The following is a 23,873-nucleotide window of genomic DNA, read 5'->3' on the forward strand; positions in this document are numbered from 1 at the left end:
ATTGCGGCCATTATGTTGCTAGTATTAATACTCTCCCAAGGATATTGGCTATACAATATATATAACGCTGAAAAATATAAAACGCAAGAAGTCCTTGAAGAACTATTCGAAGAAGCTATCAAGCAAGAAATGTCCAAGCGAATGGTTAGCAACAAACCGAAAGACCCCAACAGTCCCAAAAGAATCATAAGAAGAGCTAGTGATATGACCCCGGAAGAACGAGCTAAGCTAAAAGGGGACACTATAACTATACCGCAAATAAAAAATCGGAATCTAAAAGATAACTATGCCGACCTATTAACGCAACGTATACAAGACGGTCTACGTAATGCGAATAAACCCTTAAAACCAAATGTATTAGACAGCCTATTCAATAAAACATTAACTGATCACAATTTACAAGCAATATCTTATATAGAAATATCAGACTCTACCCGGCAAACCGTAAATACGGTAGGAAAAAAATTCAACCTTTCATTTTATAAGTTCCAAACAGAAAGGCTCCCGATAGGAACGCAAGGATTACAATATGTACAGGCTTTCGTTAAATTACCACTTTCTGACATTGTCCAACGAATGCTCTTGGCTTTTACCGTATCTTGTCTAATCATCCTTACCTCGGCGAGCTGCCTATATTATTTATTAAGAACAATACGTAAAGCCCACGCCCAACTCCGAGACCGTGAAATAGCCGTTCACAGCGCCATCCACGACTTGAAATCCCCGCTGAACACAGCATATGCCTCTATAGATTTTATCGCTAGCCAAGAGAAAGAGCCGATGAAAGCTAACATATTAAATATCGGAAAAACACAAATCCGACAATTGATAGAGATCATCGAATCCATGCTATCCCTACTGAAAACAGCGGATGGAAAAGAGAGCACACGAAGGTCACCTATAGAAATTAAATCATTTATTGAGCAAACCTACCAAGCGATAGTTAGGCTCTATCCTAACAAGATCCCCTTGTTCAAGCTTGAGAAAAGCGAGAATTTCCCCGACATGATACAAGCCGATACCGTTCGTATGGAACGTTGCCTCCGGAATTTGCTAGAGAACGCATTGAAATATTCGGATGACGATGTACGAATCACCGTAACGTTGACTATGATAAACAACCATTACCGAATAGCCATAAAAGACACTGGTTGGGGAATCCCCAAGAAAGCCCAGAAGAAACTCGGACAACAATTCTTCCGGGTGAAACAAGCCGACAAGCCAGCGCAACCGGGATATGGATTAGGTTTGAGTAGCGTAATGCTAATGGCTAAAGAAATGGGCGGCTCCCTAACTTTTCAGAGCGAGAAAAATGTAGGTTCAACGTTTTTTATTAACTTGCCGGCCGAAAACTCATAACACTATATGGAAGATAAACAGAAAGTGATCTTTATTGAAGATGACCTAAACCTTGGATCGATCATCTCAATGGCCTTACAAAGCAAAGGATACGAGGTTTGCTACGCCAACACGTTAAGCGGTATTCAAGACATGATAGAAAAAGACTGCCCTAATATCCTGCTTCTCGATCTGGAAGTTGGCAATCAAAACGCATTGGATTATTTGCCTTTTATTCGTTCAAAGCATCCTTCATTGCCTGTACTGATAGCCTCTTCCCACAACGAAGGGGAGGAAATAACACGCTGCTATGAAGCCGGAGCTAATCATTACACCAAAAAACCGTATGATATACAAGAAATAGATTTCCTAATCCAAAGGTTTTGTAAAAAGGGCAGTCCGATATCAAATAGTATATCTATTGGAGATTACCAACTGGAACTCTCCACTCATAAATTATTCTATAAACAAGAACAGTCAAAAACATTAAGTCCTAAAGATTTCAAGTTATTCTATCTGTTATCCGAGCAATTAAATCAGCCAGTAAGCAGAGAAAAGCTTTTTCATGAAATATGGGATGGGCAAGAAGTTCATGATAGCCTAAACAACAGCATCTCGCGTTTGCGCAAATTATTGGAAAAAGATACCACACTTTCAATAGATGCCGTAAAAGGAGTTGGATATATATTATCAAAAAAAGACCAACTCTCCTCATCGTAATTAAGGGGGGCTTATTGTAGATTTCTAGATACGCCCTTGTTCCCTATCGCATGATTCGGGAAAAACACGTACGACTTTTCCCAAAAACACGTACGACTTTTCCCAAAAACACGTACATGTTTTGAGTAAAAGATCATCCTGTTTTTAGCATACTAATAATCAGTATATTATATAATTCTTTTCATTACCAAACTTATTGTTTGGAATTTATATCGATCCTATAGGGACGTAGCGTGCAGCGTTTGCTACCTAAAGAGTTTTCATTATCTTCGCGGAAAATTAATTGAGATGTGGACGTTCTTTATCATACTTCCAATCCTGTATCTTGCAGGGAATATTTATATTTATCTAAAGGGAAAACAGGCTTTGAAAAGCCAGTCTACCGGAGTTAAAGTATTGTTATCCATTGTTTTTTGGGGAGGAGCTTTATCGTTCTTCAGTAGTTTTCTATTCAGGAACCTAGATATGCCGGCTTCTTTCGCTCAAACAGTTTCTCAAGTAGGAACAGGATGGCTCGTGTTCACTTTATACATGGTATTGGCCCTGTTGGTATTTGATATCTTACGACTTTTCCACCTACGTTTCAAATACTCATTCTATTTATCCTTATTCTTAACACTCAGCTTATTAGGATATGGAAACTATAATTACCAACATCCTGATACACGAGTTATCAACATGGTTATCAACAAACCGGCCGATACCGATGGACAGTCGCTGAAGGTCGTAGCCATTAGCGACATACACTTAGGATACGCTACCAACAAGACGATGCTTGCCGGATATGTGGATATGATAAACGCCCAACGCCCGGACATCGTTCTTATCGGTGGAGACTTGATAGACAACAGTGTCGCACCTCTGCGATACGAGCATATGGAAGAGGAACTGTCCAAGATATACGCTCCATTAGGCGTTTATATGGTACCGGGTAACCATGAGTATATCAGTGGCATAGAGGAGAGCGAGAAATTCATAGCGCAGACGCCCATCGTACTTTTAAGGGATTCCGTGGCTATCTTGCCCAATCAGATCCAACTCGTAGGACGGGACGACCGGCATAACAAAGGACGGAAAACTTTAGGTCAGCTTACCGCGAACCTTGATAAAAGCAAACCTGTTATCTTACTAGACCATCAACCCTACGATTTAGAGAAAACGGAAGAGGCTGGCGTAGACTTACAGTTTAGCGGACATACACATCGAGGACAAGTATGGCCGATGAACTGGATCGTGGATCATCTGTTCGAATTAAGTTACGGGATTAAAAAAATCGGAAATAGTACGATTTATGTCTCATCCGGCTTATCTTTGTGGGGACCGCCTTTCCGTATCGGAACGGACAGCGAGATGGTGGTGTTCAATATTACATTCAAAGAGTAAAGATGAAAGTATTTATTCAATCGATCGTAGCGCAGCTATTACTAAATCCGTATATTTTCTGGAGAGGATATCAAGCGCTTCCTCCTAAGAAAAGTTGCCGGATTCCTTTTATCTTGTTTTTCGTACTCGAACTATCGCTTTATTTTTTCGGATTTATTTTTAGGAATGAACTACCTGATAACGTGATAATCACGATCCAATACATCTGTAACACTTGGTATATAGCGTCCATTTATATCACTTTATCTCTCTTGGTACTTGAGTTGATCAGGCTCTCCCAACGTATCAAGCCATGGTTCCCCAAATGGATGAAAGGGCATTGGCAACAAACCAAGCTAACCCTGTTTTTTCTTATCGTATTCGGTGTTACCGGTTTAATGATTCACGCATACCATACGGTAATGAATCCGATTGTTAAGAACGTATATATCACGTTGCCCAAAGCCGCGGGGGATCGGGATAGCCTGACTATTGTCATGATGAGCGACTTACATATCGGAGAGGTTATCGGGAAGGACTTGGTACAAAAATATGTGGCGCTCAGCAACGCACAGCATCCGGATATGGTGGTATTAGCGGGGGATATCATGGATTATGAATCCCGGTTTGCGGAAAACGCCCACATCGAGGATGATTTAAAACAATTAAAAGCTCCGTTGGGCGTATATATCGTTTACGGGAATCATGAATACCGGGCAAACCGGAACGCCAAATATCGTTGGCTGCAAAAGACCGGAGGTACGCTACTAATAGACTCGGTGGTCCAACCGGACTCAACTTTTTATTTGATAGGGAGGGATGATTTCATCCATAAGAAACGAAAATCGCTTCATTCGTTAATGGAAGGGGTGGATACCGGCAAACCGATTATCGTTTTGGATCATCAACCTTGGTCGTTCGCCGAGATGAATATGAATGGGGTGGATTTGGGACTGCACGGACATACGCATAACGGACAGTTATGGCCTTATCCCCTGCTGATGAAACTTGTGTATGAATGCCCGTACGGATATTATAAGAAAGGACCTACGCAATTCTATGTATCTTCCGGCATTGGTATAGCAGGACCTCCTTATCGGGTGGGAACCGTCTCGGAATTGGTCGTATTGCATATCCGCTTCAAAGCCCCCAAACAGACTGGCGAAAGAGGGAAAAGCACGATGCCCATTCAAGGGAGCTGACAATGGGCATCGTAAGCTCGCTTGAATGGGCATTGTAAGGCCCTTTGAATGGGCATCGGCAGAAACCCGCCTATTCGGTACCCTTGGTGGCCGCTTCCAACTCAACCGGCACGCTCAATGTACGCCTGTATAAATCCGGATCGCCCAATACCTCCAACGCTTTCTCCAATACAAGATCATCTTTCAAGCTTTCTTGCAACTCTCCTCGTTGGTAATAATAACGTTTTACGATCTCGGCGGCCATTACTCGTTTCACCTCATCCTTGAAACGATCGAAATCTCTTTCCAGATTCGGAGTCAGCTTAGCCTCTAATTCCTTGAACGCAGTAGAATCCTCCTCCAGATACCCCTCAAACTCAGCCACTTCTTTCAAGTTCTTCAATACTTTCTCGCTTTGGCGGTCATAGGTGAAATTCTTGGACTTGGCGTATTGCTTCAAAGCTTCGAAATCCTCATCGGAAACCGTAAATTCCTCGATGGGAGCGATCGTCTTATGCTTTTGTGCCCAATCCGTAACGAAGTCGAACAAGACCGTATCCGCCGCCAAATAATACATCATGGTAGGCACTTTCGGCTCCTTCACCTCAAACTCCGGACGTACGCCACCCCCATCACGAACCGGACGCTTCTTGGACGTATAGAATACGGAAGTCAAGCTATCCGGAATAGCCGCCACGCTACCATCCTCTTTCCGGTGCGAATAATCGATTTGCTGGATGCAACGACCACTCGGGATATAGTATTTACTCATCGTGATTTTCACTTTCCCATTATAAGGCAGGTCACGAGGAGCTTGCACCAACCCCTTACCAAACGAACGTTGTCCCACCAACACGGCACGATCCATATCCTGCAAAGATCCCGATACGATCTCAGCGGCGGAAGCCGTACCTCCATTGATCAATATAGCCAACGGCATTACCGTATCCAAAGGCTCCGTAGAGGTTCGGTACGTACGATCCCATTGCTTGATCTTTCCTTTCGTTGAAAGCACCTCGCTGCCTTTCGGTACGAACATACCTACGATTTGTACGGCACCTTCCAGCACGCCGCCGCCGTTACCGCGCAAATCCAGTACCAAAGACTTAATATTATGATTTTTCTTTAAATCCAAGAATGCCTCTTTCACCTCTTGAGCACTCTTGATAGTAAATGCCTTTAGATAAATATAACCGATACTGTCATTCTTAACCCCGTAGTAAGTAACTTGAGGTGTCGTGATCTGCTTACGGGTAATCTCGAACTTCCGGGGTTTCTTCTCGCCCGGACGTTGGATCGTCAAAACCATCTTCGTATTGGGAACACCTTTCAATAACTCGCTGACCCGGGAGTTTGTCGCCTTGGAAACATCGATCGTATCGATCGCCAAGATCAGATCGCCCGGCTTCAGACCCGCTAAATCGGCCGGCATTCCCTCGGTAGGCTCGGCAATCATCACGCCTCCCTCATTGTTACGCTGACGGATCAAGGAACCGATACCTCCGTATTCGCCGGTCGTCATCAGACTCAATTCCTCCGTTTTTTGCTCAGGATAGTATTCCGTATAAGGATCTAAACCAGCCAACATTGCCTCGATTCCCCGCTGAACGGTTTTATCCACATCCACTGAATCCACGTAGAACATCTCTACTTCTTTCAATAAAGAATTGAAAATGTCTAGGTTCTTACTCACCTCAAAGCGGTTATCTTTTTGCGCCCATCCCGGCACTACGCTACTTGCGACGAACAGCAAGCAAAATAAACCTATAATTCCTCTTCGTTGAACCAATCTGTACATACAATATTTAGTTAATTAACGGCATAAATGTAAGGAATAATACGCCGCCTAAGCCAATATCCCTTTTACTTTTAACTTTATTTGTTCCCATTTATCATACGGAATCTCCGGGCCAACCACGTCGATCACATAGCCCGCCAACATCGATCCGATGCGTGCGGATTGTACCAAAGACGCTCCTATGGATTGACCGTATAAGAATCCGGCGGCGAAGTTATCACCGGCGCCAGTCGTATCAACAGGCTTGCCCCCCTCAGCCGGGACAGAATAAAATTGACCATGACTACCGATCAAGGCACCTTCCTTTCCCAATGTGACCAATGAGACCTCCACCAACTCAGACAAGGTATGTACGGCCTCAGCAGCCTTTTGCCCGGTGAAAGCCTCAGCCTCACTCTCATTAGAGAACAAAATATCCACATATTTAGGAATGATATCCTCCAGCATTCCTTTAAAAGCATTCACGATATTGAAGTTCGACAAATCCAGCGCTACTTTCAAGCCCAACTTTTTAGCCTTCTCCATCGTAGAACGAACCAACGGCTCGTTTACGAGCAAGTAACCTTCTATATAAATACATTGATATTTACTTAGCATCTCCTCGGTGATCTCATCCGGGGTTATTGTCGGGGCCGGGCCAAGGAAAGTCCCCATCGTACGTTCCCCATCCGGAGAAATCATCACCGTACAGCTACCTGTAAGTCCATCCGTCTTGATAAAATAGGAAGTGACACCCGCTTTTTCCAACGCATCCTCATAAAATCCGCCGATCGAATCATCCCCGATCTTACCGATAAAACCGGAATTCGCCCCTAAAGAAGACATCGAACGCATCGTGTTGCAGACAGATCCTCCCGGGGTTTGCGTACGTGGCAAGCCGGCTAAAGTTGTACGGATAGCGATCATTTGTTCCCTGTTAATCATATCCATAGCTCCTTTCTGTATCCCGATTTCCGATAGGACATCATCATTTTCAAGCCTCAATAAAACGTCAACCAAAGCGTTTCCTAAACCTATTGTATTCATTTTTTCGTAATTTTTTTCGCAAAGATATTGCATATTTCGAAAATACCCCGTACTTTTGCAGTGCAATTTCAGAAAGGGGTTACGGAATAACCTTTGAAAGAGCGAAAAAATTCTTCCTTAGCTCAGTTGGTTAGAGCATCTGACTGTTAATCAGAGGGTCCTTGGTTCAAGTCCAAGAGGAAGAGCGAAAAGACATCGGGAAAGACTGAAAAACATTCTTCTTTAGCTCAGTTGGTTAGAGCATCTGACTGTTAATCAGAGGGTCCTTGGTTCAAGTCCAAGAAGAAGAGCGAAAAGAGTTTTCATATAGAGATTAAAAAGTTAAAAACTGATTCTTCCTTAGCTCAGTTGGTTAGAGCATCTGACTGTTAATCAGAGGGTCTTTGGTTCAAGTCCAAGAGGAAGAGCAAAAAGAGAGAGATACCTATTAATAGGTATCTCTTTTTTCTTTTGTTCTTTTTCCGTTATTCACAGGGTTTTCAACAGGGTTATTAACAACCCTGTAATCCTCCTACCCTCTCCAAGCGATTAAAAATAAGTTCTTTAATTCTTCCGCAAGGACTCCACGACGCATATTGGGAAGATGAACGTTATCCCGCAAATCAGCGGGCATGTCTTTAATAAGTACATCCGACTCCAGCGAAGCCTTATAAATAAACTCCGTATCAAACAAAAAGCGATTCACCTGAGTTGACGCCAAGAACGATTTTCCTCGCTGGTTAAAACCTTTCAAACCTCCTTGAGCATCCGTATGCGTTAATCCTAGAAGCGTAAAATTCAATATACGGGAAGCATAACTCATAATCTTTCTTCGAGTACTTAAATGGGTATAATAAGTATGATTCCGCACGGCGATAACGACATCATATCCCGATTCCAACCATTCTACCATCCGGCAGATAGAATCCGTCTCATACGGAAAATCATAATCCGTATATAAAGTAATGGATGAAGTGGAATGAGACAAGCCAGCCCTAACAGCGGCTCCTTTTCCCTTATTCGTATCATAACTTACGATCATCGTATCAGGGAGAGCCTCCAGAAGACGTCCCACCGCATCCTTCGTAAATCCTCTCTTCGAAGCGTCATTCACGACGATAAAACGAAGTGAGCGACCTTTAAGCATCTTTACCAATTCCGCATGTTTCTCGATCATCAAACGTTCCCAGCCTTCTTGTGGGTTATAACAAGGCAAGATAAGGTCGATCGCCTCCTCTTTACCCGGGAGAGTCTTCGGCCGATGAAGCGGCTCTGAAAAATCCAATGTCAATTGCTCCCATACGATCTTAAACCAGATCAACACACAAGGTAGTGCTTTCAACGCATAAGGAATAACATACGTTTTCCGGATATAACAGGGAAATATATCTGTTGGAGAAAGGGATGTAAGAATAAAACAGAAAACGAATAGTACCGTATTCAAGACAGGAGTCGTCTTACGGGTAGGCGTACCTATATACCAAAGGCAGACGGCTATCATGGCTCCCAAATATCCGCTATTCTCTGTTCCGGAGCTAAAAAGAACCATGAACAAAAGAGTAGAGCAAAGAAAATGCATGCGGAACCGCCGGTTATCATATTGATTTATCCTAAAATAAGGAGCAATAAATAAAAGTAGCCCGGGGATAACCAACCAGAGATCACTATACGTATTGACTCCCGAAATCTTACGAACCATCCCCAACAAAGAGATATTTGTATAAGGAGTAAATAAATTCTCTACATTCTTATCGAGAAGTACCTCATACCATTTCACGTATTGACTTGCCACATATTGAGGAGACGTATATAACATCGGAAGAACATACAAGACTATGCCCCAGAAAATAAGTCCTTTCAAAAAGGCGATCCGGCGTTTTGAGAATAACAGGAAAGCAAGACCGACAATGCCATAAATCTTAGTCATCGTACCCAAGACAATCATTAGCGCCGCCCAAAACTCCTGTTTCCGCTCAATAAAAATAAACGAGAATAAAATCATGCCGGCTATGGCTATGTTAAATTGCTGCATAAGAACACACGTAAATAACTCATTCAAGCATACCCAAATGACAAACGCCTGTTTCCAATCCGCCAATCCGAGTTTACGGATAGCCATATAAAGCAGCAAGCTATTCGCGAGACACCATAGCAACATCCCGATATAAGGAGAGAAGAGGGAGAAAGGCGCTATTATAGCCGTAAAAGGGATCCCGTATAAAAACCGGTCGTGGTATTCATTCGGATAATATATATAAAGGTCTTTCAACTCTAACGCATGGAAAAAGGAAGCCCTATAAATCATAAAGTTATTATAAGTCCTTCCCACAGGTAATTTCAATAAGCAAGCGACAAGGGCCGTCGCAAACCAAACAAATCCGACAAACCTCGGATTCTTAAATATCGGGCGTCTAAAAAATACTCTCAACATATCCTTTTTTATTCGTTACAACTCCACTTTCAAATAAAACTTCTGACAGCCTATATGTTCAAAAGACTCGCCAACGCATAAAAACCCCTATCTAAAACAGTAGAAAAAACGTAAAAAGCATTTTTTTAAGTATTATCTTCGCGACATGGGAAAGAATAAATTAGCTAAGTTTGACGATATGGCGGGCTATCCGCACGTATTCCAATACCCTTTCGCCGCCCTACAAGAAAAAGGGTTTGATATGAAAGGACAGTGGCATGAACGTTTTTTCAAGAACGACCATCCTATTGTCTTGGAATTGGGATGTGGAAAAGGGGAATATACCGTAGGTTTGGGAAAGCTTTTCCCAAATAAGAATTTTATTGGTGTCGATATCAAGGGAGCACGTATGTGGACCGGAGCGAAAGAATCGCTGGAAGCCGGGATGAGTAACGTGGCTTTCCTACGTACCAGTATCGAATTGATTTCCTATTTCTTCGCTCCGGGCGAAGTAGCCGAGATCTGGATCACATTTCCGGACCCTCAAATGAAAAAGGTCAATAAGCGTCTGACCGGAACCCGTTTCATGAAAATGTATCGGGAAATCCTTTCCGGAGATGGTATTATCCATTTAAAAACGGACAGTAACTTTATGTATACCTATACGTGCGAGATGGTAAAAGCGAACCATTATCCCGTATTGTTCAGTACAGACGACCTATATCATTCCAATCTGGCGGATGAGATCTTATCCATCAAGACCTATTACGAGCAACAATGGCTGGATCGTGGATTAAACATCAAATACATCAAGTTTGTTTGTGAGGAAAGGGAACGATTGGTGGAACCTGACGTAGAAATCGAGTTAGATCCTTATCGTAGCTTTAATCGCAGTAAACGAAGCGCTTTGGCTTCTGGTAAATAAAAGAATGACTTAAAAAAATCAACAGATATGACAATCTATCCGAATCTGATTATTGAGGCGTTGAAGAACGTTCGTTACCCGGGTACCGGAAAGGACATCGTTTCCATGGGCCTCGTAGAAGACAACATTCGTATCGATGGTATGAATGTCACCTTCTCGTTATTATTCGAGAAGCCGAATGATCCGTTTATCCGCTCCGTAGTAAAAGCCGCGGAGACAGCTATCTTAACCTATGTAAGCCCGGAGGTGAATATCAAGGGAAACATCACGGTAAAAGCCCGTCAGTTAGCTCGCCCGGAACCGGATAAATTATTACCGCAAGTAAAAAATATTATCGCCGTATCTTCCGGTAAAGGAGGAGTTGGTAAAAGTACCGTTGCCGCTAATCTGGCTGTCGCATTGGCTTTACAAGGATATAAGGTAGGATTGCTGGATGCCGATATATTCGGGCCGTCCCAACCCAAGATGTTCAACCTAGAAGAGGCTCGCCCTTATATGGAAGAGGTAGAGGGCAGGGAACTGATCAAGCCGGCCGAAAATTATGGTGTCAAGATGTTATCCATCGGCTTCTTCGTAAATAAAAACGACGCAGTCCTATGGCGTGGAGCAATGGCTAGCAACGCATTGAAGCAATTGATCGGCGACGCCAACTGGGGTGAGCTTGATTATTTCTTAATCGATTTACCTCCCGGAACGAGTGATATCCATTTGACAATGGTGCAAACACTAGCGATAACCGGAGCCGTGGTAGTAAGTACGCCGCAAGAGGTTGCTTTAGCGGACGCTCGTAAGGGTATCAGCATGTTCACTGGGGATAAGGTTAATGTCCCTGTTTTAGGATTGATCGAGAATATGGCTTGGTTTACCCCAGCGGAATTACCGGAAAACAAATATTATATATTCGGAAAGGAAGGTTGTAAACGCCTAGCTGAGGAACTGAACGTGCCGTTACTGGGACAGATTCCTATCGTACAAAGTATCTGCGAAGGAGGAGATCAAGGTAAGCCGGTAGCGTTGAACCCGGACTCGATCACAGGTAAGGCATTCCAAGAATTGGCCGAGAATGTAGTCAAGCAGATAGACTATCGCAACGAGCATCTGGCTCCGACAGAGCGAGTGATTGTAACCAAGAAATAAAGATGATTTATACGTATATACGTGTGGCCTCGCACGTATATACGTATCGTCCTACACGTACGCTCGCATGGGCCTACGCCTATATACGTATCAGCCTATGCGAACGTACGTATAAATTCAGCCCACAATATACTTGGCTTTCTTACCGCAAATCTTTCTGATACCCAACACAATCAGCCAAGATACAGCGAATGCTACCACAGAAGCGGCAGGAATCTGTAAACCCAATGGGATATTCAAGGCTCTCGCCAACAGCACGCTGGGTCCCGTAAAGAAATAATGTACCATATAGATTCCGAAACCACATACCGTTAAGTTCGCTAACATTCGTTTGATCGTGCCTGATTTCACATTCACCTTCTTCGCCAGCAAGAAGATAGGAATCGTCATCATCACCACATTGGGAGAACAATAGTAGAAGAATAACTCTAACTGTTCCTCCGTGTAAGCAGGCAAAGCGGTCGTATAGCGGAAACCGAAGAAAGTAATGGCATAGCCTACGACAAACATAGGAATGCCTATCCCAACGATCTTTCCTAACGACCAATCATGATTCCGCAGATAATGCCCCAATAGCAAGTAACCGTTAAACCCGGCGAAATAATAAAGCATACTGAATTCATTCCATGAGCATCCACCCCAAATGTAAGGAGATACGAATTCCCGGTAATAAGGAATAAACAAAGTCACTCCCCAACCTGCCAGAAACCATAATTTCGCCTTATCCGAAACTTTCTCGACCCAAGCGGAGAAGATCGGCAAATAAAGATATAAACCTATCAGTAAATAGATATACCACATATGTACATCCAACAATGAGAAATTGAACGGTATCTGGGCGATATAGCCTAAAGACACACTCAACGATTGACGAGTCACCTCTTCTCCCGAATAAGGGAAGAAATCAAGAATAAGTTCCGGCCTCAAACCAAGCAGTCCCGTAAACCAAGGAAATAAATTATAAATAACAGACCAAATCAAGAAAGGCCAGAATACACGCAATATCCTTTTCTTATAGAAAATAGGAGTCTCTTCCCGGACCGGTAGCAACAAGGCTCCCGTAATCATAACGAACAGAGGTACACAAGGACGAAGAAAAGCCCCATAGGCAGCTCCCCAAAACTTAATATCCCCAATAATCGGAGAATCTCCGGGATAGAAATTAAACGGGTCTGTACAATGACAGCAAACAACGGTAAACATCGCGATCAGGCGAACAACGTCCAACCATACGACATGAGTTTTCACGGTAGAGATTTGCTTTTGTTCCATATAAATAACTGTTTCATTCGTAATAGTTGGCGAATATACAAAAAAAGGAATAGTCATACATCGTATCCACGGCTATATAGCTCCGGCTCTCGCTCTTCACCCGACAGAACGGGTGATCGCAACCAAGAATCAAGAAAAGATAACATAAATTGCACCGCAAGTAGTGCAATTCTTTACGAAAAATGCACTATTCACAGTGCAAATTAGTATATTTGCGAAAACATTATAATATATGGATAAGTTACAAACAAGTTTCGATGCGATGTTACGTACTACACCTACCTCATTCCATCGATATATGTTCGACCGCATTAATTGGAACAACCGGCTATTGGGCTTAGTAGGTCCGCGTGGCGTTGGGAAAACTACTTTGATGTTGCAATATGCCAAAGAAAAACTGAACAGAAATACGACCTTGTTCGTCAACGCTGATGATTTGTACTTTTCCAGCCACCACTTAGTGGATTTAGCTGATGACTTCGTCAAGCGAGGAGGGACCCATCTTCTTATAGACGAAATCCATAAATACAAGGACTGGGCCCGCGAGCTAAAACTGATGTATGACTATCACGCAGATCTAAAGATATTCTTCACAGGTTCCTCCATCCTTGATATCAACAAGGGATCGGCAGACCTGAGCCGACGGGCTATCGTCTATTCTATGCAAGGGCTTTCATTTCGCGAATATCTTAATATGTTTCACAACATAGAGATCCAGACCCATACACTAGCCGATATCGTAGAACACCGCATAGAACTCCCCGGGAAATTCCGTCCTTATGCTTATTTCCAATCCTATCTAGAGAAAGGGTATTATCCGTTCTCGAAAGAAGACCAATTTCATATACGCTTACAACAAGTAATAAACACAACGTTGGAAGTTGATATACCGCAGTATTCAGAAATGAGCATATCAACAGCACGAAAACTAAAGCAATTGCTCACCATCATTGCTCAAAGCGTACCATTCAAACCGAATATGAGTAGCATAGCGATTATGCTAGGAGTAAGTCGCAACAATTTATCCGATTACTTTCTTTATCTCGAGGAATCCGGATTAATCTCCCAACTACGTGATGGAGTCGGTGGCATCAGAGGGCTAGGCAAAGTAGATAAAGTTTATCTGGATAATCCTACTCTTATGTACAATTTGGGGAAGGAAATATCCAACATCGGGAACATCAGAGAAACATTCTTCTTGAATCAAACACGTGTGGAGCAAGAAGTCATCACCTCCCCTATATCGGATTTTCAAATAGCCGACTATACTTTCGAAGTTGGAGGAAAAAATAAAAAGCAAAAGCAACTGCAAGGAATAGAGAACGGCTTCGTTGTAAAGGACAATATCGAACAAGGATACATGAATGTAATCCCTTTGTGGCAGTTCGGGCTTAATTATTAAATCCGCTCATTTAGTTTCATTCGTAATAGTTGGCGAATATACAAAAAGAACACGGAGCACACAGGATACACGGCATCGCACAGATCAATATTACATATCGCAAAACAAATCCGTGTATTCCGTGTGCTCCGTGTTCCTAAAATTAATATACAAAGTCTTTCCTACGAATAAACGCCACCGTACGATGTATTTCCGTGTACATGATAATATCCTCGTCGATAAATGGCACCTCTTTCCGGTAATCCTTCAAGAACTTCTCTAATACCGGAGAAGTCCTAGCCGGACGACGGAACTCGATTCCTTGTGCCGCATTCATCAGCTCGATCGCCAAGATATGATCCAAGTTGTCCATGATCTTAAACAACTTCGTCGCCGCATTCGCTCCCATACTCACATGATCCTCTTGCCCATTACTGGACACGATAGAATCGCTGCTCGCCGCATAGCAATACATCTTATTCTGGCTTACCATACTAGCGGCCGCATATTGAGGGATCATGAAACCGGAGTTCAGGCCGGGATTAGCGACCAAGAACTCAGGCAATCCCCGCAAACCCATGATCAATTGAGCGACACGACGTTCCGATATATTTCCTAACTCAGCCAAGGCAATCGCCAAGAAATCATAAGAAATCGCCAAGGGCTGACCGTGGAAATTACCGCCGGAAATAATCTTATCCTCCTCCGGGAAGATCGTCGGGTTATCCGTCACGGAATTTACTTCGGTAAGCAGGACATTCGCCACATAATTGATAGCGTCTTTCGTAGCCCCATGCACTTGAGGGATACAACGGAATGAATACGGGTCCTGAACATGTTCCTTTTTCCGGGCGATTAACTCACTTCCCTCCAATAACCGTCGAAAAGCGGCCCCGGTCTCGATTTGTCCGGGATGCGGACGCATCTGCTGGATACAATCCATGAAAGGATCGATACGCCCATCGAAAGCCTCCAAAGATAAAGCGGCGATCAGATCCGCTTTCTTGGACAGGCTAAACGCACGCATCAAGGCGAATACGCCATTGGCGCTCATAAATTGCGTACCGTTCAATAAAGCTAACCCCTCCTTGCTTTTCAGCTTCACAGGCTTCCAAGCGAACTCGTCCAATACGCTGATCGCTTCCCGTTTGCGGCCCTTATAATAAACGTCACCCACGCCGATCAGAGGCAGGAACAAATTCGCCAGAGGCGCCAAATCACCGGAAGCGCCTAAAGAGCCACGATCATACACGATCGGAAGCACGTCATTATTGAAAAAGTCCAGAATACGTTGTACAGTGATCACCTGTACGCCACTATGCCCCAACGAAAGGGCATGCGCTTTCAATAACATCATCAAACGGACGATCACCGGACTTACCTCATCCCCTACGCTACAGGCATGACTTTTCACCAAGTTCTCTTGCAAGGTGCTCAATTCGTCCGGAGAGATATTCTTATTACATAAGGACCCGAAACCGGTAGTAATCCCATACAAAGGCCCCTCCTGCTGCTCGATTTTATGATCCAAGTAATCCCGGCAACGCTGGATGCGCTCCTTCACCTCGGGTGAAAGCTCCAACTTCATATTTTGAGTAAGTATCCGTTCGATTCCCTCAAAAGAGAGAGGCTCGGAACCCACATAATAAACATTACTCATATGCTATAATTTAGTCTTCACCCAATCCAATAACTTTTGCTCTACACGGATAGCGTTCGCCTCCAGTTCATCCGCTTTCTTCCGCATCATTCCGACGAACACCTCGTCTTGGATGGACGTTAAGTTAATTCGGACATTCAATAAAGCCCCCAATACACAAGTACGGGCAGCCATCATCGCCACGCAAGCATCCGTGACGGCATTCTGATTACCTTTGTGAGCCACATAGATTATCGTCTCCATTACGGAACCGATCTCCTCCGCCACCCTCATCGGAACAATAGCCGCCTCTTTAGTAGCGCTCTGTATCGCATTCGTACGGATCACCTGTTCGTCAGGCGTTTCTTTCGGCAACTTAAAAGCTGAGAATACACGATCATAAGCCTCGCTGTCCTTATCAATATATTCAGTAAGACGCTCACGGATCAAAGCCGCCTCGATAGCGATCGTCTTCATTTGTCCTTCCACTTCCGCATATTTCTTTTTGCCAACAGTCAGATGGGCCACCATCTCTGTCAAAGCTGCCGCTATAGCGCCATTCAAGGCAGATATACTTCCACCACCGGGAACGGGAGCACTACCCGCCGTTTCCGCCAAAAAATCTTTAATTGTCAAGTCTGCTAACATAGTATTTTGATTTAAATGATTCAACAATTCTTATCTTACATCATATAAAGTTCCCCATCCTTAATTACAGTATCCACGAGATTCATTCCCACATGATAAGGTAGGAACTTATAAGACGGGTATTTCAGCAAGATCACGTCCGCACGTTTTCCCACGCTGATACTTCCAATCTCGGAGGCACGTCCCACAGCTGCGGCTCCATTAATGGTCAATGCCGTTACCGCTTCTTCAGGGCTCATCTTCATATAGATACAGGCCAAGGCTATCATCATCGGGATCGAGGCCGAGAAACAACTTCCCGGATTTAGATCGGAAGCTAAAGCCACCGCGCAACCGGCATCTATCATTTTCCGGGCAGGCGCATACGGCTCATTCAAGGAAAAGGCAGTCAGCGGAAGTAAGGTAGCCACGACACCCGCTCTTGCCAGACGTTTGATGCCTGTGTCCGATATATGTAACAAATGATCAGCACTTACACACTTCAAGGAGGCCGCCAGTTCCGCCCCTCCGAAAGGAACGATCTCATCCGCATGCATCTTCAATTTAAAACGATGATGACGGGCGGCACGAAGCAAGCGCTCACTCTGTTCTAACGAGAAAACGCCTTTCTCACAAAACACATCACAAAACGTAACCGTATGTTCGGCTCGTATGGCAGGAAGAACTTCCTCGATCATATAATCCACATAATCGTCCGTACGACCGGCAAATTCAGGAGGAACAGCATGAGCTCCCAAAAAGGTCGATACGACATCCATCGGATGAGACTCATTCAGGTCCGACATGACACGAAGCTGAACTAATTCTGTTTGCAAATCCAAACCATAACCACTTTTCCCCTCCACCGTGGTAACACCCATGGAGAATAACTCATCCAAACGTTCTTCCCCTCTGTCCCATAGTGTATCGAAATCACTTTCACGGGTAGCTTTCATCGTATTCACGATACCTCCACCACGCTCCATGATCGACATATAACTATCTCCCCGCAATCGCCAAGAGAACTCCTCCTCCCGGTAACCGCCAAAGATAAAATGCGTATGGCTATCAACAAATCCGGGTAACACCGCTTGGTTCTCCGCCCGAATCTCCAAATAATCCTCCGCATGGATGTCTCGAAGTACCTCCTCCGTAGGTCCTACATGCGTAATAACCCCATCAGACATCGCTACGGCTCCATCCTCGATAACGCCTAAATCAGACATCTCCGCTCCCCGTCGTGCCTTATCCCCATGACAAGTGACGATCTGGGCAGCATTCCTGATTAATATCTTGCTATTCTCCATACGCTATTCCATAATACGAGCTTCCAATACTTGATTCATAGAGAAGTCCTCTAATCCCAAATAGTAAGAGGCCGTATCGATCAACGCCTCCATAGGAACCAAGCCGATAATCTCGCTCCCCACCACCGGAACACCATATCTGCGAGCTTCGATACGAACTAACTCGAAGGCCCGGTACAAAGCCGTACGGGTATAATCGGTCATATTAATAGAGACCTGTACGATACCACGTTCCTTCAACTCAACCCCCATCGCTTTACAATAGCGTAAACCTCCGCCGATGAAACGGATTTTCTTCGCTATATCCGTAGCGATCTGCAATTGATTCGTTCCTAAATTCACATTATAGGCGACCAAAGGCATGCGGGCTCCTATGGCGACCGTACCGGCTGTCGGATGTCTTTCGGCCGGACCAAAATCAGGTTTCCACTCCGGTTGATGGATTTTCTCTGCCATCCCTTCAAACTCTCCTTTACGGATCGCCGCCAGATTCTCCCGGTAAGGGGCGGAAGCCGATTTTTCATATAAGAAGACCGGCACGGCATAATGAGCGCCCACTTCCTCCCCTACTTCCTTAGACAAGGCGATCGCCTCTTCCATCGTACATCCGCGAATCGGTATAAAAGGAACCACATCTACGGCCCCCATTCGAGGATGTTGACCGCTATGCTTGTTTAAATCGATCAGCTCAACGGCAACTCCAATGGCCTCCAATACGGCTTGTTTTAAAGCGACTGGCTCCCCTACCACGGTAACAACCAAGCGATTGTGATCCTCATCATTACTATAGTCCAACAGTTTAACACCCGTCTTAGCCCGGAAAGGCGCTACGATCTTATCTATCTTCTCCAGATCCCGTCCTTCACTGAAGTTAGGGACACATTCCATAATCTTATTCCAAGTACTCATACCTTTTTATTTAATGATGTTTGTACGATTTCATGAATAAACGCCCTCTCCGGGATATACGGAAGGGTAATATGATACTGTTCGCCACGGTTCTCATTGAAAGTAGCGCTCGTACGCATCGCATTCGGGTTACGGGCCCATGAGCGACGAGCGACACCCCCCATCACGTCCCATATCATAGCAGAGCGAAGTATCTCGTCCACCCGCTCACTACCATCGAGAACCATACCGAAACCTCCGTTTATCGCCTTACCGATACCAACTCCTCCACCATTATGAAGAGCGACCAAGCTCATACCCCGGGCGGCATTTCCAGCGAAGCACTGCACCGCCATATCAGCCATCACATTGCTCCCGTCCCGTATATTAGAGGTCTCACGGAATGGAGAATCCGTACCGCTCACGTCATGATGGTCTCGTCCCAACATAATCGGGCCTACCTCCCCATCACGTACCATTCGGTTAAACTCAAGGGCGATCTTCAAGCGCCCCTCAGCGTCTTGATATAAGATCCGGGCTTGCGTACCCACCACCAAACGGTTCTTCTCCGCGTCACGTATCCAATTATAATTATCCATATCCTGCCCTCTTCGAGTCGGATCGATACACGCCATAGCCGCATGATCCGTGCGAATCAAATCTTCCGGCTTACCGCTTAAACATACCCAGCGGAAAGGGCCATACCCATAATCAAATAATTCCGGCCCCATGATATCTTCCACATAAGAAGGCCATATAAAACCATCTTTCTCATCCACACCGTTACGGGAAATCTCATGTACACCGGCATCATAGATCGCTTTCATGAAGGAGTTCCCATAGTCAAAGAAATAGGTACCCCGGGCAACCAGACGCTTGATCACCTCGAAATGTCGCTTCAACGTTTTATCGACCAAAGCACAAAAGTCTTCCCGGTGATGAGCCAATAATTCCGTACGTTCCTCAAACGTCACGCCTGCCGGACAATAACCACCTTCATAGACCGCATGACACGAGGTCTGGTCACTCAAAAGGTCGATGGAAAGCCCCTGTTTATCGGCATATTCCAATAAATCCACGATATTGCCATGAAAAGCGATAGAGATCGGTTCTTTCTTACGAATCGCCTCATCGGCTAAGGAAAAAGCTTTCCCCATATCATCCGTCACATGCTGGACCCATCCTTGGCATCGGCGTGTCTCGATACGGGAAGCGTCTACCTCGGCGATTATACTGGCAGCACCGGCAATCACGGCGGCTTTAGGTTGAGCGCCACTCATTCCTCCTAAACCGGAAGATACAAACAGATAGCCTCGCAAATCCTTATCTTGTGGAATCCCTAATTTCTTACGTCCGGCATTCAACAATGTATTAAACGTACCGTGTACGATACCTTGCGGGCCGATATACATCCAACCTCCGGCCGTCATCTGTCCATAATTAGCGACTCCCATCTGGGCGGCGATATGCCAATCCTTTTGGTTATCGAACATTCCCACCATCATGGAGTTCGTGATAATCACCCGTGGGGCATCCGGCTTAGAATGAAACAATCCCAGAGGATGCCCAGATTCAATCACCAAGGTCTGCTCCTCGGTCAGCTCCTCCAAATACTTCTTAATCAAACGATATTGCATCCAATTCTGGCAGACCTGCCCAGTCTCGCCATACGTAACCAACTCGTAAGGGTACAAAGCGATATCAAAGCAGAGGTTATTATCGATCATTACTTGAAAGGCCTTTCCCTCGATACATTTACCTTTATATTCAGAGATAGGCTTCGCTTTCAGGTCTCCCTGCGGACGGTAGCGATAACCATAGATCCGTCCCCGGGTCAATAATTCCTCCATGAACTCAGGAGCTAGCTTCTCATGTAATTCAACAGGGATGTAACGAAGCGCGTTCATCAATGCCGTTTCTGTTTGAGCGGGCGTAAGCGAATAGCCGCGATCGGGAGCACGGCGAATACCGGAAACGAAGGAAGGATATTCCGGCAAATAATTATCAAGATGTATTTCCATAACGTGAATGATTTAGTAGGTGCTTACAATCTGCAAGGAATTTCACGGATTCAGCGCCGACAAGTTAGCGATTATCCAAATCCCAGCCAATTATCATTCCATGTTTAGAAGCATAAAAAAGCCCCCGTCTCTCTCATCCTCCCTAAGGGAAAGAAAGACGGGGGCATAATTATAATTGTTCAGTAGTAGAAGTTGTTTCGTAAATACAATAGTCCGTTAGTTTTCACAAAAGAAATCAAAAATAAGTTTTGACAGCAAATTCAAATTGTTCTATGAATATCTTCTTGAAAGCGGCAATGTTATTCTGTTCATAGAATATCAGCATAGCTTTTTTGTAGTCTATGGAATCAACCGTTCTGAATGAGATTGGGCAATAACCATTGGCTATCAGTATGGCATTGCTTGTGATACGGGCAGTACGTTTGTTTCCATCCGAAAATGCCTGAATATAAGAAAGGAGAACCAGTGCAAGTAATGACTTCTCAAAGATATTGTCTTTGCCATTGATAAGTTTACAGGAATCTTCCAATGCCTCACGAATCTGGAACTCGTTATCAAGGGGACGATAGTTCGTACCTGTGATACCCACACGTCGGCGTCGTATGTTTCTTTCCACACCTAAGTCCTTGGTCAGTAAAGAATGGATGTCCTCTATGCGGTGGACGGATATTTCCTTAAGATAGTCGGGCACATTGAGAACAAAATCAAGCGCATCCTTGTGATTGAGCAGCATGATAGCTTCTTCCCTTGTCTTACCAGTAGCTTCCTGTCTTTCTTTCAGCAGGCGCTCCGTTTCTAGCAGGGAATAAGTATTGCCCTCGATTTGTGAAGATTTCCATGACAGGTCAACTCCCAGTCTTTCCATCTCCTTTTTGTAATCTGTTTCAGAAAGTTCTTCAAGGTGGGTTCTGAAAATGGACTGAGCTTTATCCAAACGTTTACATTCCTCTTCTGTGAAAAGTGAAACCTTTGGCAGAATCTGTTTTATGAGTTCGAAATTGAAATTTTCCTGCACAGTACGATCATCCATTTCATTCTTGAAATAGGTATCAATATCCAAAGGCATCGTTACCTGAGCTTGTGGAGTAAGCGAGTATTTGGTAGCAGGTCCTTTTCCATACACTTCTATAAGACCTTTGCTGACAGCATCAGCCAAGAGTCTTTTCATGGTGCTGTCGCTTGGTGCATTTACCAGCATGGAAGCTATCGCTCCTCTATTTGATAGCGGATGATAGTGCAATACCCGTAGGATTTCTGTTTCGATAGTCATAACATTCCTTTCACTAAATCGGCTCAAAAGTACTAATTTCCCTTCAACTATCGGCTCAAATTGAGCCGATATTCGTATTTTTACCGCAATATTTGAGCCGATTTGCAATATTTTCCCAATACCCAATGCGTAGGAACACGATCCTAGCTCTCTCACACATGGTCATAAACTCCGCTCTCGAATAGAGTAAGACTTTGGGGCGAAGGAAAAGTTCAGCTAAAGAACACAAAAAGGGTACATCAAAAAATGACACACCCTCCTCGTAACGAAAATAAAATCTTTATGATTAGCCTTTACTTAGGCCTACACAGTAAAACGAATTTAACTCATGGAATAGCTGTTAAAATCAACGCTCAATCAAGCCCCTTATACCTCCAATGATATACTCAATATCCCGATCCGTTACATACGGGCCGGAAGGCAAGCACAACCCGACCTTAAACAAAGATTCGCTCACCCCATTCACGTAAGCCGGACAATCTTTATAGACAGGTTGCTTATGCATCGGTTTCCACAAAGGACGGGATTCTATACCCATCGCATCAAGTCCCACACGCATCGCCTCGACATTGGCATTCGGCTCGCAATCCGTATGTGCGTTAACCGCTACGTGAGTCACACCGCCCGCACCACCAACAGCACCTTGTACCGTTGCTTGATAAGCATTCTCCTGCCCTTTCACCCTCAATAAAGGATCCAAGACAATCGTATTCAACCAATAATTACTATCAAAACGACCAGAAGGATTCTCATGCAAGGTGATCCCTCTCACATCCTTCAACAGCTCCCGATATAAATCACACGTATGCTTATGATGAGCCACATGAGCGTCAGCTACCGTCATCTGACCACGCCCGATACCCGCACAAATATTCGACATCCGGTAATTATACCCGATCCGCTCATGCTGGTAATACGGATAAGCCTCCCGAGCCTGCGTAGCGTAGAACATGATCTCCCGCTTAGCCTCCTCATCCGAACAAATCAACGCACCACCACCACTGGTCGTAATCATCTTATTCCCATTGAACGACAGCACCCCATATTTTCCAAACGTACCCAACATACGTCCATCATAACGAGAACCAAAACCCTCCGCCGCATCCTCAATGACCGGAATCCCATACCGATCAGCGATCGCCATAATCTCATCCACCTTATAAGGCATCCCATATAAGGCCACTGGGACAATCGCTTTCGGTGTTTTTCCCGTCTTCTCGATACGATCTTTAATAGCCTCTTCCAACAACACAGGATCCATATTCCAAGTATCCACCTCCGAATCCACGAATACAGGCGTAGCCCCCAAATAAGTGATCGGATGCGAGGAAGCACAGAAGGTAAAGCTCTGTACCAGCACCTCATCCCCCGGCTTCACGCCACAAGCAAGCAACGCTAGATGTACCGCAGCAGTACCGGCAGACAGAGCCACCACATGTTTACCTTCACCCACGAATTCCTCCAGATCTTTCTCAAATCCATTCACGTTCGGACCTAGAGGCACGACCCAGTTCGTATCAAAGGCTTCTTTGATATACATTTGTTCTTTGCCGCTCATGTGAGCAAGGCAAAGATAAATTCGTTTATTCATT

18 protein-coding genes and 3 tRNA genes are annotated in these 23,873 nt (G+C 44.5%); 10 read left to right on the forward strand and 11 right to left on the reverse strand.

Features of this window, described 5'->3' with window-relative positions; all coding sequences use genetic code 11:
- The first annotated feature begins 12 nt into the window (after positions 1 to 12).
- The 4 genes from D7V92_RS11815 (at position 13) to D7V92_RS11830 (ending at position 4,622) form a co-directional block, all read left to right on the forward strand.
- Positions 13 to 1,359 carry a sensor histidine kinase KdpD gene (locus D7V92_RS11815; RefSeq protein WP_233572838.1) on the forward strand — a complete coding sequence of 449 codons (1,347 nt, stop codon included), beginning with the start codon at positions 13 to 15 and terminating at the stop codon, positions 1,357 to 1,359.
- A gap of 6 nt (positions 1,360 to 1,365) precedes the next feature.
- On the forward strand, positions 1,366 to 2,058 hold the full coding sequence (locus tag D7V92_RS11820; RefSeq protein ID WP_008772690.1) for a response regulator transcription factor: 693 nt from the start codon (positions 1,366 to 1,368) through the stop codon (positions 2,056 to 2,058).
- 288 nt (positions 2,059 to 2,346) lie between these two features.
- Positions 2,347 to 3,441: a metallophosphoesterase gene (locus D7V92_RS11825; protein WP_036610750.1), complete on the forward strand. Its 1,095-nt coding sequence runs from the start codon at positions 2,347 to 2,349 to the stop codon at positions 3,439 to 3,441.
- Between the two features lie 2 nt (positions 3,442 to 3,443).
- Positions 3,444 to 4,622, forward strand: a complete 1,179-nt coding sequence (locus tag D7V92_RS11830) for a metallophosphoesterase (RefSeq protein WP_009016954.1) — start codon at positions 3,444 to 3,446, stop codon at positions 4,620 to 4,622.
- Between the two features lie 70 nt (positions 4,623 to 4,692).
- On the opposite strand, the gene D7V92_RS11835 is transcribed toward D7V92_RS11830, so the two are convergent.
- Positions 4,693 to 6,399, reverse strand: coding sequence for a S41 family peptidase (locus tag D7V92_RS11835; RefSeq protein WP_044546013.1), 1,707 nt, complete (start codon positions 6,397 to 6,399; stop codon positions 4,693 to 4,695).
- A gap of 48 nt (positions 6,400 to 6,447) precedes the next feature.
- Positions 6,448 to 7,425: an adenosine kinase gene (locus tag D7V92_RS11840; protein WP_009016953.1), complete on the reverse strand. Its 978-nt coding sequence runs from the start codon at positions 7,423 to 7,425 to the stop codon at positions 6,448 to 6,450.
- Positions 7,426 to 7,536: 111 nt separating this feature from the next.
- Between D7V92_RS11840 and D7V92_RS11845 the strand changes: the two genes are divergently transcribed.
- The 3 genes from D7V92_RS11845 to D7V92_RS11855 all read left to right on the forward strand — a co-directional run bounded on the left by D7V92_RS11845 (position 7,537) and on the right by D7V92_RS11855 (position 7,832).
- Positions 7,537 to 7,610, forward strand: a tRNA-Asn gene (locus D7V92_RS11845).
- Between the two features lie 31 nt (positions 7,611 to 7,641).
- Positions 7,642 to 7,715, forward strand: a tRNA-Asn gene (locus tag D7V92_RS11850).
- Positions 7,716 to 7,758: 43 nt separating this feature from the next.
- Positions 7,759 to 7,832: transfer RNA gene (locus D7V92_RS11855), tRNA-Asn, on the forward strand.
- 104 nt (positions 7,833 to 7,936) lie between these two features.
- Here the strand turns inward: D7V92_RS11855 and D7V92_RS11860 are convergent.
- The gene (locus D7V92_RS11860; RefSeq protein WP_121772938.1) at positions 7,937 to 9,835 is read right to left on the reverse strand and encodes a glycosyltransferase 87 family protein; all 1,899 of its coding nucleotides are present in this window, start codon (positions 9,833 to 9,835) and stop codon (positions 7,937 to 7,939) included.
- Positions 9,836 to 9,980: 145 nt separating this feature from the next.
- Between D7V92_RS11860 and trmB the strand changes: the two genes are divergently transcribed.
- Both trmB and D7V92_RS11870 read left to right on the forward strand, forming a co-directional pair.
- Positions 9,981 to 10,739, forward strand: coding sequence for a tRNA (guanosine(46)-N7)-methyltransferase TrmB (gene trmB / locus D7V92_RS11865; protein WP_057316424.1), 759 nt, complete (start codon positions 9,981 to 9,983; stop codon positions 10,737 to 10,739).
- 27 nt (positions 10,740 to 10,766) lie between these two features.
- On the forward strand, positions 10,767 to 11,876 hold the full coding sequence (locus tag D7V92_RS11870) for an Mrp/NBP35 family ATP-binding protein (protein WP_005859141.1): 1,110 nt from the start codon (positions 10,767 to 10,769) through the stop codon (positions 11,874 to 11,876).
- 117 nt (positions 11,877 to 11,993) lie between these two features.
- On the opposite strand, the gene D7V92_RS11875 is transcribed toward D7V92_RS11870, so the two are convergent.
- Complete coding sequence (locus tag D7V92_RS11875) at positions 11,994 to 13,148, reverse strand: acyltransferase (RefSeq protein ID WP_121772939.1); 1,155 nt, start codon at positions 13,146 to 13,148, stop codon at positions 11,994 to 11,996.
- 232 nt (positions 13,149 to 13,380) lie between these two features.
- Between D7V92_RS11875 and D7V92_RS11880 the strand changes: the two genes are divergently transcribed.
- The gene (locus D7V92_RS11880) at positions 13,381 to 14,550 is read left to right on the forward strand and encodes an ATP-binding protein (protein WP_121772940.1); all 1,170 of its coding nucleotides are present in this window, start codon (positions 13,381 to 13,383) and stop codon (positions 14,548 to 14,550) included.
- Positions 14,551 to 14,692: 142 nt separating this feature from the next.
- Here D7V92_RS11880 and hutH read toward each other — a convergent pair whose 3' ends face one another.
- From hutH to D7V92_RS11915, 7 genes are all read right to left on the reverse strand, one after another.
- Complete coding sequence (gene hutH, locus D7V92_RS11885) at positions 14,693 to 16,189, reverse strand: histidine ammonia-lyase (RefSeq protein ID WP_005859147.1); 1,497 nt, start codon at positions 16,187 to 16,189, stop codon at positions 14,693 to 14,695.
- Between the two features lie 3 nt (positions 16,190 to 16,192).
- Positions 16,193 to 16,816 carry a cyclodeaminase/cyclohydrolase family protein gene (locus D7V92_RS11890; RefSeq protein ID WP_008779294.1) on the reverse strand — a complete coding sequence of 208 codons (624 nt, stop codon included), beginning with the start codon at positions 16,814 to 16,816 and terminating at the stop codon, positions 16,193 to 16,195.
- Between the two features lie 35 nt (positions 16,817 to 16,851).
- The gene (gene hutI, locus D7V92_RS11895) at positions 16,852 to 18,102 is read right to left on the reverse strand and encodes an imidazolonepropionase (protein ID WP_121772941.1); all 1,251 of its coding nucleotides are present in this window, start codon (positions 18,100 to 18,102) and stop codon (positions 16,852 to 16,854) included.
- Positions 18,103 to 18,105: 3 nt separating this feature from the next.
- A complete protein-coding gene (gene ftcD / locus D7V92_RS11900; protein ID WP_048928726.1) occupies positions 18,106 to 19,011 on the reverse strand; it encodes a glutamate formimidoyltransferase in 906 nt (301 codons plus the stop codon).
- A complete protein-coding gene (locus tag D7V92_RS11905; RefSeq protein WP_087342302.1) occupies positions 19,008 to 21,011 on the reverse strand; it encodes a urocanate hydratase in 2,004 nt (667 codons plus the stop codon). Before D7V92_RS11905 ends, ftcD begins: the two co-directional genes overlap by 4 nt.
- A 235-nt stretch (positions 21,012 to 21,246) precedes the next feature.
- Positions 21,247 to 22,281: a Fic family protein gene (locus tag D7V92_RS11910; protein WP_121772942.1), complete on the reverse strand. Its 1,035-nt coding sequence runs from the start codon at positions 22,279 to 22,281 to the stop codon at positions 21,247 to 21,249.
- 346 nt (positions 22,282 to 22,627) lie between these two features.
- Positions 22,628 to 23,872, reverse strand: a complete 1,245-nt coding sequence (locus D7V92_RS11915; RefSeq protein WP_121772943.1) for a DegT/DnrJ/EryC1/StrS aminotransferase family protein — start codon at positions 23,870 to 23,872, stop codon at positions 22,628 to 22,630.
- Position 23,873: the final 1 nt, after the last annotated feature.

This window comes from Parabacteroides sp. CH2-D42-20 (assembly GCF_003670185.1).
Lineage (GTDB): Bacteria > Bacteroidota > Bacteroidia > Bacteroidales > Tannerellaceae > Parabacteroides > Parabacteroides distasonis.